The sequence below is a fragment of the Barnesiella sp. ET7 genome, assembly GCF_024733785.1.
Lineage (GTDB): Bacteria > Bacteroidota > Bacteroidia > Bacteroidales > Barnesiellaceae > Barnesiella > Barnesiella merdigallinarum.
Map to the genome: position 1 here is coordinate 18593 of NZ_JANRHM010000017.1, position 12567 is coordinate 31159.

12 protein-coding genes are annotated in these 12567 nt (G+C 56.5%); 3 read left to right on the forward strand and 9 right to left on the reverse strand.

All coding sequences use genetic code 11. The features are described from left to right. Positions 1-53 precede the first annotated feature (53 nt). The 3 genes from NW211_RS10775 to NW211_RS10785 all read right to left on the reverse strand — a co-directional run bounded on the left by NW211_RS10775 (position 54) and on the right by NW211_RS10785 (position 3267). On the reverse strand, positions 54-1241 hold the full coding sequence (locus tag NW211_RS10775) for a dicarboxylate/amino acid:cation symporter (protein ID WP_087408959.1): 1188 nt from the start codon (positions 1239-1241) through the stop codon (positions 54-56). A 61-nt stretch (positions 1242-1302) separates the two neighbouring features. Next, on the reverse strand, positions 1303-2265 hold the full coding sequence (locus NW211_RS10780; protein ID WP_258327851.1) for a hypothetical protein: 963 nt from the start codon (positions 2263-2265) through the stop codon (positions 1303-1305). A gap of 312 nt (positions 2266-2577) precedes the next feature. Beyond that, entirely contained in the window at positions 2578-3267 is a 690-nt protein-coding gene (locus tag NW211_RS10785) for a B3/4 domain-containing protein (RefSeq protein WP_258327852.1), read from the reverse strand. 157 nt (positions 3268-3424) lie between these two features. Here NW211_RS10785 and NW211_RS10790 point away from each other — a divergent pair, with 157 nt between their 5' ends. Both NW211_RS10790 and NW211_RS10795 read left to right on the forward strand, forming a co-directional pair. Then, positions 3425-4246: a hypothetical protein gene (locus tag NW211_RS10790; protein WP_258327853.1), complete on the forward strand. Its 822-nt coding sequence runs from the start codon at positions 3425-3427 to the stop codon at positions 4244-4246. 82 nt (positions 4247-4328) lie between these two features. Next, on the forward strand, positions 4329-4865 hold the full coding sequence (locus NW211_RS10795) for a methylated-DNA--[protein]-cysteine S-methyltransferase (protein ID WP_258327854.1): 537 nt from the start codon (positions 4329-4331) through the stop codon (positions 4863-4865). 130 nt (positions 4866-4995) lie between these two features. On the opposite strand, the gene NW211_RS10800 is transcribed toward NW211_RS10795, so the two are convergent. Beyond that, on the reverse strand, positions 4996-5970 hold the full coding sequence (locus tag NW211_RS10800; protein WP_258327855.1) for a FimB/Mfa2 family fimbrial subunit: 975 nt from the start codon (positions 5968-5970) through the stop codon (positions 4996-4998). A gap of 211 nt (positions 5971-6181) precedes the next feature. Between NW211_RS10800 and NW211_RS10805 the strand changes: the two genes are divergently transcribed. Continuing rightward, on the forward strand, positions 6182-6634 hold the full coding sequence (locus NW211_RS10805; RefSeq protein ID WP_258327856.1) for a hypothetical protein: 453 nt from the start codon (positions 6182-6184) through the stop codon (positions 6632-6634). Here the strand turns inward: NW211_RS10805 and NW211_RS10810 are convergent. The 5 genes from NW211_RS10810 to NW211_RS10830 are packed head-to-tail and all read right to left on the reverse strand — an operon-like array spanning position 6538 to position 12565. Next, the gene (locus NW211_RS10810) at positions 6538-6921 is read right to left on the reverse strand and encodes an immunity 17 family protein (protein ID WP_087408965.1); all 384 of its coding nucleotides are present in this window, start codon (positions 6919-6921) and stop codon (positions 6538-6540) included. The two genes, NW211_RS10805 and NW211_RS10810, sit on opposite strands and share 97 nt — an antisense overlap. A gap of 30 nt (positions 6922-6951) precedes the next feature. Then, positions 6952-7374 carry a tRNA (adenosine(37)-N6)-threonylcarbamoyltransferase complex ATPase subunit type 1 TsaE gene (gene tsaE / locus NW211_RS10815; protein WP_258327857.1) on the reverse strand — a complete coding sequence of 141 codons (423 nt, stop codon included), beginning with the start codon at positions 7372-7374 and terminating at the stop codon, positions 6952-6954. A gap of 9 nt (positions 7375-7383) precedes the next feature. After that, entirely contained in the window at positions 7384-8925 is a 1542-nt protein-coding gene (locus tag NW211_RS10820; protein WP_258327858.1) for a bifunctional response regulator/alkaline phosphatase family protein, read from the reverse strand. After that, on the reverse strand, positions 8912-11695 hold the full coding sequence (locus NW211_RS10825) for a tetratricopeptide repeat protein (RefSeq protein WP_258327859.1): 2784 nt from the start codon (positions 11693-11695) through the stop codon (positions 8912-8914). The genes NW211_RS10820 and NW211_RS10825 overlap by 14 nt, the downstream gene beginning before the upstream one ends. Before the next feature lie 48 nt (positions 11696-11743). Then, entirely contained in the window at positions 11744-12565 is an 822-nt protein-coding gene (locus NW211_RS10830) for a metal ABC transporter permease (protein ID WP_087408968.1), read from the reverse strand. Positions 12566-12567: the final 2 nt, after the last annotated feature.

Below are 12567 nucleotides of genomic sequence, written 5' to 3' on the forward strand. Positions count from 1 at the left end.
TACTATAAATAAAATTTACTTAACAGTCTATATCTATACAGATGCTTTGTCTGCTACGAACGCTGCACGAGGTTTCCGCTTTTTCCGTTTATGCGGTCCACGACTACGGCGATGGCTCCGTCGCCCGTCACGTTGCAGGCGGTGCCGAAGCTGTCCATGGCGATGTAGAGGGCAATCATCAGGGCTTGGGCCGTCTCGTCGAAGCCGAGCATTCCCTCGAGCACACCCAGTGCAGCCATGATGGCACCGCCGGGAACCCCGGGTGCGGCGACCATGGTGATGCCGAGCATGAAGATGAAGCCGCTAAAATCGAGCGTGTGTATGGGTATGCCGGCCATCATCATGATGGCCATGGCGCAGGCGGTGATTTTCATCGTGCTGCCCGACAGGTGTATGGTGGCGCACAGGGGAATAACAAAGGTGGCGATGTTTTTGCTCACCCCGTTTTTAAGGGTCTGGGCCAGCGTGACAGGTATGGTGGCTGCCGACGACTGGGTGCCCAGCGCCGTGGCGTAGGCGGGCAGCATGTTCTTGAGCAGGCGCAGGGGATTCTTGCGGGCTACGAGTCCGGCCAGCGAGAACTGGATAAGTAGCAGCAGGATGTGCAGCACGAAGATGACGATGATGATTTTGACAAACACCGAGATGATGGAGGCTACCTGTCCCGAGATGGTCATGTTGAGGAAGATGCCGAAGATGTGCAGCGGCAGCAGCGGTATGATGACCTTCTCGATGAGCAGGGTGACGATGTCGCGCAGGTCGGCGGCCGCCATGCGCAGCGTGTTGCCCGGTATGGCCGAGAGCCCCAGGCCGATACAGAAGGAGAGGAGCAGGGCGGTCATGATGTCGAAGGGGGCGGGCATCTCGACGGTGAAGAAGGGTTTCAGGGCCATCTCGCCGGGGTTGTCGACCGTTGCGGTTTGGGCCGACTGGGCAATGAGCCGGGGGAAGATGGCTTCGCCGGTAAAGTAGGTGAAGAATCCCGAGAATACGGTAGAGCCGTAGGCAATGAGCGCCGTGATGAGCAGCAGTCGGCCGGCCCCTTTGCCCAGATCGGCGATGGCGGGGATGATGAGGCCGATGATGATGAGCGGGATGATGAAGTTGAGGAAGTTGCCGAAGAGCCCGTTGAAGGTGACAAACAGTCGGGCCACGGGCGCCGGAAGGAACTGCCCCAGCACGATGCCGGCCACGATGGCGATAAGCACTTGCCAGAGGAGCGAGATGCGGAATTTTTTCATAATCGGTAGTTTGTGTATGAGGTAGAGATAAAAATCGGGTTGATAGCTGTTTTTCGAAGATTTAGTTGACGATGCTGAAGTAGCGGTAGGTGCCCAGATTGCTCTCGGTCTTGATGAGCTCGTTGCTTTGGCGGGTCAGTTCGAGCCATTTGTCGCCGGTCTCTTTGCCCGAAATTTGGGTGAGGTATATGCGTTTGCCGTCGATTCGGTACCGGTAAGAGGTGTTGCCGTCGCAGCGGTTTTCCCAGTAGAGGATTCCGTCGCTGCCGAGTTTGATGTATTCGCCCGTTTGGCACTGGAACCGGTTTACCTCCTGGCCGTTTTGCGAGATGCCGTAGGTGGTGAGCAACAGACGTTTGCCTATGAGAGCCTGCCAGCCCGTCGATGCCGGTGAATTGGGGGTGATTTGTTTCCCGATGAGGCTTTCGCGCAGCGATGCCCAGTCGGAGTTGTCGGTGCCGGAAGCCGGAGAAGAGTTTCCCGACGGTGCTGTCGGTGTGAAATAGATTATCTCTCGGGTCTCTTTGGTTACCTTGCTGTTCCCCAACTTGCCATTGTCGTCCGTACTACGATGCAGCACTTCCCGCTCAATCCAGTTACCTCTGTCGTCATAACGGAGAATCCGGTAAGTATCGACACTCATCAGGGAGAAACTATACGTTGTCATCTTTTTAACCCGATCGCCTTTCGAATTGTATGAGTAATCGATAACCATTACACCCAGCAACGTCTCGTAGCTTTCCGAGGTGAGTTGTCCGTCGGCATTATACTCGTACTGCGTACACACGTTGCTGCACCTCTCCACCGGATAACCGTTGCTGTCATATTTGGCATCCGGCACATCTTCATGGTCGACTGCCGTCAAGCGACCGTCGGAATCATAAGTGAATATTTCCCCGTCACTCTTTATCATCTTCACGGGGCCACAAGCATCCTCTACAATGGCATCGTGATACTTCTGTGCCCAAATCGGGGAAGTACCCAGCAGTAAAACCGCCCATACGGAAATCATCTTACTTTTCATTTCTACCTAATTTTTTAGAACGGAACAATACGTAAAATTATAGATCTTTTATTCCCCGACAAAGTTTTCTGTCGCCAATTCCTCTCCCAAATGAAGTTAAATGTATTCTAAAAGGACTGCGTGGTATGCGATGCCTGTCTCAAGTTCCGGTTGTTCATGCGGTCGAAGCGGCTGTCCTCGTAATCGGGTTTTCTGAACGGCAGTTTCTCGACATACAAGGCGTAACTCCTTATCGTTATAGGAATGGTGGCTCGAACGGTTCGACGTAGTCGAGGCTTGGTATGTCAGAGATGGCAAAATTGGTTTCAGGGCCTATTCCGAGAGGACGAACTGCGAGGCGGCGACGATTGTTGTATCGATGTCGGTAGCCGAGACGAACTGCTTCAACAGCTCGACCGTCCAGTCGATGGTCTGGTCGAGAGGCATCTCCTCGCCGTAGGCGTTGATGAGGAGCAGCAGGCTACGGGTGTCGAGCGAGATTTTGGTGCGCTCCTCGTCGCTGGTGGGGGTGCCGATGCCGCCGGTGCGATCGCGGTAGACGGGCAGCCCCTCGATGTTGAGCACGCCCCGGCCTATGCCGTGGAAGAGTTCGCCCTCGTGGCCTACTCCCAGAGTGAGGTGGTCGCCGTCGATGTGGTCGGCGTCGAAGGCTCCGATGGAGTATCCGGCCCGTATGGAGACGAGGTTGCCCAGGTCGACGAGCGTATCGATGCGGTAGATGCCCAAGCCCTTGACGATGCGGCGGCACAACGCTTCGGACGATACCCGGTAGCGGTTGGGGTCTTTCCCGAAGGCTCGGTAGGCCTTGCGGGTGGCCTGTATGGCGGGGCGTTTGTTGATTTCGTCGAGCCGGTAGGTCGAGGCGATGCGTGCCTCCTCCTCACCGATGAGCTGCCACAGTGCCGGGTCGCTCTCGCTGTTGGCTACCCGGGCCTGGATGACCCCGATGCGGAGAGCCGGGCAGGTGGCGACAAACTCCTTTTCGATAGAGACGGTTTTCATGTGTAATGCGTTTTTCTTCAAAGGTAGTGAAAGGTGGCTGCAGAGGCAAATGAAAAGGGGTATAAAATTTTTTTTCTGTCTGTGAATAGGGCCAATTCTGTTAATAATATTATATTTGCAAGAGTTGATTAAGATTATCGATTAAATAAACAACAATATGAAAGCACAATTGCTGTCGCCTAACGGCGCATTGAAGACGGGGTGGGCATTGACCCGTAAGCACTTTATTGTCATGCTCGGCCTCTTTTTGGGAATCATGGTGGTGTCGTGGATTGTCTCTTTGCTGGGGGGCAGCGATATGACTTCGATCCGGTACTGGCTTTTCTATATCGTAAGCCTCGTTTTGTCGGTATGGTTCAGTGCCAGTATGAATAAAATCATGCTGAATGCCCATGCGGGCGAAGAGCCTTCGTTCTCGACATTCGGACAGATGTTGCCTAAATTGGGCGGCTTGATTGTGTTGAACGTGGTGGTGAGTTTCATCTGCATGTTGCCCATGTTGGTCGGGGTTGTCATTTTGGTAGCCGGTCTCGGGTCGAGTTTGGCCGTTGCCGATTTCTCCAATCCCTATGAGTTGGGATACACGTTGGGTATGATGTTCAGCGGGGTATCGGGCATTGTCTCCATCCTCTTCTCGCTGGTCGCTTTGTATCTGGTCTTGCGCCTGATGTTTACGGTTTTGGCCTATGTCGACGATTCCTCCCTGGGGGTATTCGATGCCATTCAACGCAGTTGGTCGATGACTCACGGGAACATGGGGAAAATCATTCTTGCTGTTCTGATGATGATAGTACTGAATATCATCGGCTTTATTGCCTTGATTGTAGGCGTGGTGGTGACGCTCATCATTTCGGCCTTTATGATAGTGGCCCTGTATGAGCAGATTAAGGCGAGCGAACAACTCGCCGTAGCCGACGAGGCTGCCGCTGCTGCGGAGCCTGCACAGTCGGAGCCCGAGAATCCGGCTCAACCGCAATAATCGAATCGCAAATTATCGTTACAATACCGAGCTCCCGGGTGTGTGCAATGCCCGGGGCTTGTCGTTTTTATATATCGGCAGGATGGAACTTTTTCGTTACAGACAGGGATACCTTTCGCCGCTGGGACCGATGACGATGGCCAGCGACGGGGAGCGGCTGACGGGGCTGTGGTTCGACGGGCAGAAGTATTACCCCGAGGCCGGCCTGCCGGCCTGCGAAGCTCAGGCGTTACCGCTCTTTGACCAGACCCGTGTGTGGCTCGACCGCTACTTTGCGGGCGAAAATCCCGGGGCGGTTCCGCCCTTGCGGCTGGAGGGGAGCCCTTTCCGGCTGGCCGTGTGGCGGCTGTTGCAGCAGATACCGCGCGGCGAGGTGGTTACCTACAAGGCGATAGCGCGGCAACTGGAGCGCGAGCGGGGCGGTGGCCGGGTGTCGGCACAGGCCGTGGGCGGCGCCGTGGGGCACAACCCCGTGAGTATCGTGGTGCCTTGCCATCGGGTGGTGGGGTGCGACGGCAGCCTCACCGGGTATGCCGGTGGGGTGGAACGCAAGGCGGCTTTGCTGCGGCTCGAGGGGGTGGAGTGCCGGGCCGGCGCTGTACCTGAAAAGATAGTGTAACGGTTGTATATCGAACGGATAACCGTAGAGCGAAGATACGACAGCAAGGCGGCTCCCGAGGACCGGGGGTCGCCTTGCTGTTTGAGGGGGGGAGGTTGTATCGACAGCCTCGCTATGGACTTGGTCGTATTCAGTTGATAATCGGGAATTCGATGGTTTCGCTCACTTCGTTCCAGTCTTCGATGGAGAAGTCGCCCGGAGTTTCGCCCGACAGGATTTCGCCCAGGACGATGTTGAGGGTGAGCTTGGTATTGGGCGATAGGGTAGAGCTGAGGTTCTTCGACAGGGTATGTTCGGTACCGTTGGCCAGGGTGATGATTAGCTCGAGCGGAGGATTTTCGGCCGAGGGGAAGAGCATGACGGTGGCGTTGCTCATGATGGTGTTGTCGTCGGAGCGTTCGAGGTCGAACTTGACGACTTTGGTCGTGTTTTCGACCTCGGCCGTGTAGAAGTTCATCTTCTCGGCAATGCCGCCGATACGGGCCTGGATGTTGGTGATGGAGGGGTTGAATTCGGAGTTGTCCTGCATCTTGGCAATGATGCGTATGCCGGCCGTCACGCGGGTGAGGGCCGCCTGCAGGTCTTCCTGTCCCACGTTGGCCGGTTTCACGGCGTGTATCAGGTCATAGACGGGCATGTAGGTGCCGTCGGTGTTGGCCCGCAGTCTGAAGTAGAGGGTCGAGAGGTCGGCATCCTGGGTGATACCGGGCTCGTTGATGGCGGGGGTGTTGTAGATGGGGTCGTCGTATTTCGGGGTGCCCCAGTAGACCATGTTGTAGGTGCCCACCGGCAGTTGCAGCGGCCGGTTGTACTCGCCGTATATGTGTCCGTCGATGATGGTGTAGTAGCCGTTGAATACGGTCTTTTTGCTGTTGATGTAGTTGCCGTAGTAGGTCGAGGTCTCGGCATAGCAGGGATAGATTTCGAGGATGCCCGTGAAGGGATTTTGGTTGAGCGGGTCGGCAATGCGGGCGCTCACATTGGGGGTGATCAGTTGTACCGCCTCGGGTTGAGCCGGTTCGTCGGTGGTCTTGTTGTCGTCGCAGCAGGCCGAGAGGGCCGGCACGAGCAGCAGGGCGGTTGCCCCAAACAGAATCTTTCTCATAATTCAGTTTATTAAAGTGGTTCGGTAAGATGTTGTGGATATATAACAACCCGTGCTGCGAATTGTTTGTGCCGACAAACGCAGGCCGAACCGGGTGCAGCGCAAAGGATGGGGAGCGCTGCCGGGCGTGTGTGAAAAATGGAGGGCAGAGGGTGTGTAATCGAAAGAATTTGCTTACTTTTGGTATCGAGCCACAGGCTCGCAAGCAGATATGAAACAGGAAGAAAACAAGGAGCGTTCGACGGCTCGAGAGGCGGGTGGCCGGACAGCAGGACCGAGGCGGTTCACCCCGGAGCGTATCACTTCGCTGGCGCCCGGCGAGGTGTTTGTGTTTGGCAGCAATCTGGCCGGTATGCACGGCGGCGGAGCCGCGCGCGTGGCCATGCGGCACTTTGGTGCGGTGTGGGGGCAGGGCGTGGGTCTGCAAGGGCAGTCATACGCCATACCCACGATGCAGGGCGGAGTGGAGACTATCAAGCCCTACGTCGACGAGTTTATCGCCTTTGCCCGGGCACACGGCGAGCTGCTTTTCTATGTGACCCGCATCGGGTGCGGCATAGCCGGGTTTCACGACCGGGAGATTGCGCCGCTCTTTGCCGAGGCGCTGACGATGGAGAATGTGGTGTTGCCCGAGTCGTTTGTCGACGTGTTGCAGCCGAGGTAGAGCGTGGGCGATGCCGGTGCCGCGTGGGGTTGTGGTTCGCGGGTGGACGCCGTTTGCGACAGCATGTCGCGTGCGATGATTGCCGTCATCAGCAGGATGAGTGCCCCCAGTATACCGTAGAGCCAACGGGCTTGCCCGCGGGTGAGCCGCGAGGTGAATAGCCGGCAGTTCTTGCTGTTGAAGAACCATCCCCAGTTGCCCAGGGCCGCACCGAGTGCGAGCAGTCCCGAGATGAGGAACAGACTCAGCACGATAAGGGCCGGTATGAGGGCGGGGGCGTGGTGCATGGCGGACGACGGTTGCGGTTGGACGGCCGATTACAGGTCGATGTTGACGGTGCGGACGCCGCCGTCGGTCTCGGTAATCTCTACATTTACACAATCGTCGGGGAGCAGCTCCTCAATCTTTTCGGGCCACTCGATGAAGCAGAGGGCGCCGCTGGCGAAATAGTCCTCGGCTCCCAGGTCGTAGGCCTCCTGCAGCTTGTTGATGCGGTAGCAGTCGAAGTGGTAGATGAGTTCGCCGGTCGTGGCCGAACGGTATTCGTTGACGATGGCGAAGGTGGGGCTGTTGACGGGGTCTTCGACGCCCAGCTCTTCGCAGATGGCTTTGATGAAGGTGGTTTTGCCTGCGCCCATCTCGCCGTGGAAGGCAAAGACGGTGTAGTCGGCCATGAGTTCGATGAACTGGCGGGCGGTCTTGTTTATCTGGTCGAGGTTTTCTATGACAAGGGTGTGCATAATCGTATTCTATTTTTTGGTGAGTGTAATCAGTGGAATCATCATCTCTTCCATGGAGATGCCGCCGTGCTGGAAAGTATCCTTGTAGTAGCCCACGTAGTAGTTGTAGTTGTTGGGGTAGGCAAAGAAATCGTGGTTGGTGGCAAATATGTAGGTAGAGCTGATGTTGGGCGAGGGCAGTCCGTAGCGCTCGGGCGACTTGATTTCGTAAACCTGCTTGGGGTTGTAGCTGAGCGACTTGCCCACCTTGTAGCGCAGGTTGGTGTTGGTGTTCTTGTCGCCGATTACCTTGATGGGATTGTTCACGTGTACGGTACCGTGGTCGGTGGTAAGAATGATCTTGAAATCTTTCTCGGCGATTTTGCGGAAGAGGTCGAGTGCCGACGAGTGCTTGAACCACGACTCGGTGATGGAGCGGTAGGCCGCCTCGGTCGAAGCCAGCTCGCGAATCATCTTCGACTCGGTGCGGGCGTGCGAGAGCATGTCGACAAAGTTGAGCACGCAGACGTTGAGCTGGTTGTTCTCGATTTGCGGGAAGTTCTGGATGAGCTTCTCGCCGAAAGCCGACTCGTTGATTTTGTTGTAGGAGAAGGTGTAACGCTTGCGGAAGCGGTCGAGCAGCGTCTGGATGAGAGGCGCTTCGTTGAGGTTCTTGCCCTCCTCCTCGTCTTCGTCGACCCAGAGGTCGGGGAACATGCGGGCAATCTGGTTGGGCATGAGGCCCGAGAAGATGGCGTTGCGGGCATATTGTGTGGCCGTGGGCAGGATGCTGAAGTAGAGGTCCTCCTCGGCGGTGAAGTATTCGCTGAGCAGCGGCTTGATGACCCGCCACTGGTCGAGCCGGAAGTTGTCGATGAGAATGAAGAATACCTTCTCGCCGTTGTCGATGAGGGGGAATACCTTGGTCTTGAAGAGCTCGTGGCTCATCAGGGGGTGTTCGCCGCCGGTAATCCACTTTTCGTAGTTCTTCTTGACAAACTTGGCAAAGGCGCTGTTGGCCTCGCTCTTCTGCAGGGTGAGGAGTTCGTCCATGTCGCTCTCGGCCTGGGTGAGCTCCAGTTCCCAGAATACCAGTTTCTTGTACACCTCGTACCAGTCGGTCCACGAATAGGAGTCGTTTATCTGGCTGCTGATGTGCTGAAACTCCTGCCGGTAGTCGCTCGAGGTCTTCTCGAGGATAATCTCCTTGTGGTGGAGATTCTTCTTGATTGACAGGAGTATCTGGTTGGGATTCACGGGTTTGATGAGGTAGTCGGATATTTTGTTACCGATGGCCTGGTTCATGATGTTCTCCTCCTCGCTCTTGGTAATCATGACCACGGGGATGGAGGGGTTGTCCATTTTGATTTGGCTGAGGGTGTCGAGACCGCTCAAGCCGGGCATGTTCTCGTCGAGAATGATGAGATCGAAAGCCTCGTGAGCCGCTTTTTCAAGGGCGTCGCGGCCGTTGGATACGGTGGTGACGTCGTATCCCTTCTGTTGGAGGAAGAGGATATGCGGTTTCAGCAAATCGATTTCGTCGTCGGCCCAAAGTATTTTACCGTTCTTCATAAGGCTCTTCTGGTAGCGGGTTGTTTTCAAGAAATAAGAAATAGTCTTCGAAACTGTATCCTTCGAGCAGTTTCTTGAAGTTGTCTTCGCTGATCATCACGGGCTTGACACCGGGCGGGTAGCGGAATGTCTCGCTGTGGTCGAGCAACCGGCGATAGTGCGACAACTCGTCAAAGTTATTAAATCCTTTGACAACTAACATACTTATTTCGTTAAAGGTCATTATTTCGAGGTCGAAATCTTTAATAACAAACGTGGTGAAGTTGTGTTTGGCCACGTCGAAGAGCAACTGGTTGGACGATACGCTGTCGGTGGCGTAGACCAGCAGAAGCACGTGCGGAGCCTTGAGGTCCTGGGTGAAGGCTACCTGGGCCGTGTCGTTGAGGACGGTCGTGGTGTCGTTGGTCAGACGGGCCTTCCACAGCATGCCCCGCAGGTTGCCGCTGCCCTCGGCTACCTGCCGGCCCTGAGCTACCCCCTTGAGCATGGTGGTGGCCAAGGGCGATACGTCGGCTTGCGGATAGCGCTCGAGCAGGTCTCTCAGCCCGGCCTTGAATTTGTCGTACTGCTTGTCGCCCACGTAGGCGAGAGCGTCGAGGAATAGGAACTTGGGCATGAGCGGCGAGAGGGGATACTTCTCCTCCATATACTGGCGGCTGCGGTGCACGGCCGCGTTGTTGTTGGCGAGATAGGCGGCATAGGTATCCTCGTAGATGGAGTCCTGCTCGGTGCTCATGCGCCGCAGGTTGTCGAGGTAGTGCGGGTCGGCCATGGCCTGGGCATAGGCGCTCTCGGGGAAGGTAGACCGTATCTTGTCGCGGTAGATGCCGGCGGTGACTTCGTCGCCGTTACGCATGTACATGAGGTACATGTTGTAGTAGACGTCGAGCCGATAGGGGTTCTCGGGGAACCGCTCTTCGAGCAGGTTGAAGTTGGCGATGGCGGCGGGGTAGTCCTCGAGCTTGTTCTTGAGGATGATACCCATGTTGAAGAGACCTTCGGCCACCACCTCGTTCGAGACCTCGAGGGCCTCGGGGGTGAGAGGTATCTGCTTGAGGTAGAATGCCGGTTTGTGGGGATCCTCGGCATCGGCCAGCTGGGCGCTGTCGGGGCTCTCCTCGAGGGGCATGCCGTTCTCGTCGACCTCCATGCCTTCCTCGGTGTCGCCTCCTCCATCGGTTTTCTCGGCAAAGTCGCTCATCGAGAATCCCGACTTGTTGCGGCGACGCCAGTCGTCCTCGAGCTTACGGCTACCCCAGGTGCGTTGGAATTCGGTCTTACCGGCGGCTACCATGGTCTTGTTGTAGAAGTACCACGACTTGTCGCCCGAAATCATGGTAGCGTTGTTCTTGGCCGCGTTGTTGCTGTTGAACTGGGGCCCCTGTTGCTGGGCCAGATACTCTTCGCGCTGAAGGGCTTCGGCCTCCTCCTTCTCTTTCTTGATGAGGTCGTCGATAATCTGCTGGATGGCTTTGTTGCGCTCGGTCTCGCTCATGGCGGCCAGGTCTTGCAGACTGTCCTGCAACTCGACATTCTGGGCGTAGACTACCAGCTCGTCGAGCACGGTGGAGCGCCGCGAGAGCAGGTCGTAGTGGGGGAAATCCTCCTTGAGCAGAGGCAGGGCCTCGGCATAGCAGGGCTGGGCGTCGACATATTCGCGCCGGTCGAAGTAGAGGTCGCCGAGGGTCACCTGGCAGATGGCCTTCTCGATGCCGTTGCGGGTGCTCTTCTGGTTGGCCAGGCGGTAGTTCTCCATCGCCTTGAGGGTATCCTTACGCGAGAGGTAGAGGTTGCCGATGGCGTAGTAGACCTGGTCGAGGTACTCTTTGTTGCGGTCGCGCGAGGCCATGCGGGTGAGCTTTTTCACCTCCTTGGTGATGTCTTTGCCCGAGAAGACCTCGGTCTGCTTGATGCGGGCGTTGAACTCGGTGCGGTAGGGCGGGTTCATGGAGATGACCTTCCCGAAAGTCTCGTAGGCTTTGGCGTTGACCCCGGTTTTTTCGTAGAGCTGCCCCAGCAGGAAGGTGAGCCGGATGCGCTGTTGCTTGCTCGGGGCCGACTTGATGGCGGTCTCGAGGAAGGGGATGGCCTTCTGGTATTGGCCGCTGCGGATGAGGTAGTCGGCATTGACGGTGGCAAACCAGTTGTTTTGCGACTCGGGCAGCTTGTCGTTGTTGATTTTCTGGAGTATGTCTTCGGCTTCGTAGAGCCAGCCCAGGGCAATGTAGCATCGGGCCTGCCAGAGCTTGGCCTCGGCTACGAGGTCGGGCATCCAGGTGAAGTGACGCGAGATGTAGAGAAAGGTAGCTGCGGCCTCGAGGAACTCGCCCTTGTAATACTGGGCCTGGCCCATCAGTCGCCAGGCGTTGTGGATGAAGGGGTTGTACTCGTCGCGCTTGAGGTAGTCGCGATATTTGGGGTCGCTCATCTTTCGGGAGTCGCGCTTGGGCTTCTTCTTGATGGAGTGGAGCTGGATGGCTTTCTGACACTTCTCGATGGTGCGGTCGAAGCTGCCCGAGGGTTGCGGGTCCTTGGGGTTGGCATAGGCTTGGGCCGGGTGCATGTAGAGGAGGTCGGTGAAGTTGTCCTGATACTCGGTCTCCATGTTTTTCATCTGCTCCTTGTAGTTTTCTATCCCGTTGAAATAGACGTTGTAGCGGGTCGTAAAGCTGTGGTAAAAGCGGGTGAAGGCCGTATTCTTCTTGGTCGAACAGGATACGAGCGCCAGGGTCACCAGCAGAACGACGATATGTATTACTCTTTTTTTCAAACGCTACGGGGATAAGAAGCCATATTTTTAAACTGAAAAACGGCGGTTTTATTGTCTTTTGGCTACGGTGCGTTGCATCTGACTCGTCAGGAGCTTGGCTACCAGGTAGACGACGATGAGGGTGAAGACGATGGTGGCGCCGGCCGGCACGTCGAGCCAGTAGGAGAGCAGCAGCCCGCCGATACCGGCCAGAAGGTTGATGAGTCCCGAGAGCCAGATGATGTCGCGGAAGCGGTGGCAGAAGAGCTCGGCTATCATCTGCGGCAGGGAGAGGATGGAGATGAGCAGCATGATGCCTACCAACCGGATGGAGAGGACCACGGCCGTGGCTACGAAGAAGGTCATGATGTAGTTGATGAGCCGGGTGTTGATACTGCGGGTATGGGCGAAATCGGTGTCGAACGCGGTGTAGACGATGCGGCGGTATTGCAGCAGGGTGTAGACGACGAGCAGGGCGGCAAAGGCGGCAAACACCAGGATGTCGGTGCGGGTGATGGTGAGGATGTTGCCGAAGAGGAACTCGGTGAGCCCCGGGGTGTAGCCGGGTGTCATGAAGATGAAGATGATGCCGACGGCCATGCCCAGTGTCCAGATGACGGCGATGGCCGAGTCTTCTCGCACGGTTTTCCCGCGCGACATCCACTCGACCCCCAGCGCCGATAGTATGGCGAAGAAGAGAGCCGAGAGGGTGGGGCTTATTCCCAGAAAGTAGCCTATACCCAATCCGCCGAACGAGGCGTGGGTGATACCTCCGGTGATGAAGAGCATGCGCCGGGCTACGATATAGGTGCCTATGATGGCGCTGATAATCGAGATGAGGAGGAGCGCCCACAGGGCATTTTGAAAAAATGTATAGTTGAAAATATCCATTG

Coding starts and splice junctions, on each gene's coding strand:
- NW211_RS10775 (WP_087408959.1), bottom strand. CDS start 1,241: ATGAAAAAATTCCGCATCTCGCTCCTCTGGCAAGTGCTTATCGCCATC.
- NW211_RS10780 (WP_258327851.1), bottom strand. CDS start 2,265: ATGAAAAGTAAGATGATTTCCGTATGGGCGGTTTTACTGCTGGGTACT.
- NW211_RS10785 (WP_258327852.1), bottom strand. CDS start 3,267: ATGAAAACCGTCTCTATCGAAAAGGAGTTTGTCGCCACCTGCCCGGCT.
- NW211_RS10790 (WP_258327853.1), top strand. CDS start 3,425: ATGAAAGCACAATTGCTGTCGCCTAACGGCGCATTGAAGACGGGGTGG.
- NW211_RS10795 (WP_258327854.1), top strand. CDS start 4,329: ATGGAACTTTTTCGTTACAGACAGGGATACCTTTCGCCGCTGGGACCG.
- NW211_RS10800 (WP_258327855.1), bottom strand. CDS start 5,970: ATGAGAAAGATTCTGTTTGGGGCAACCGCCCTGCTGCTCGTGCCGGCC.
- NW211_RS10805 (WP_258327856.1), top strand. CDS start 6,182: ATGAAACAGGAAGAAAACAAGGAGCGTTCGACGGCTCGAGAGGCGGGT.
- NW211_RS10810 (WP_087408965.1), bottom strand. CDS start 6,921: ATGCACCACGCCCCCGCCCTCATACCGGCCCTTATCGTGCTGAGTCTG.
- tsaE (WP_258327857.1), bottom strand. CDS start 7,374: ATGCACACCCTTGTCATAGAAAACCTCGACCAGATAAACAAGACCGCC.
- NW211_RS10820 (WP_258327858.1), bottom strand. CDS start 8,925: ATGAAGAACGGTAAAATACTTTGGGCCGACGACGAAATCGATTTGCTG.
- NW211_RS10830 (WP_087408968.1), bottom strand. CDS start 12,565: ATGGATATTTTCAACTATACATTTTTTCAAAATGCCCTGTGGGCGCTC.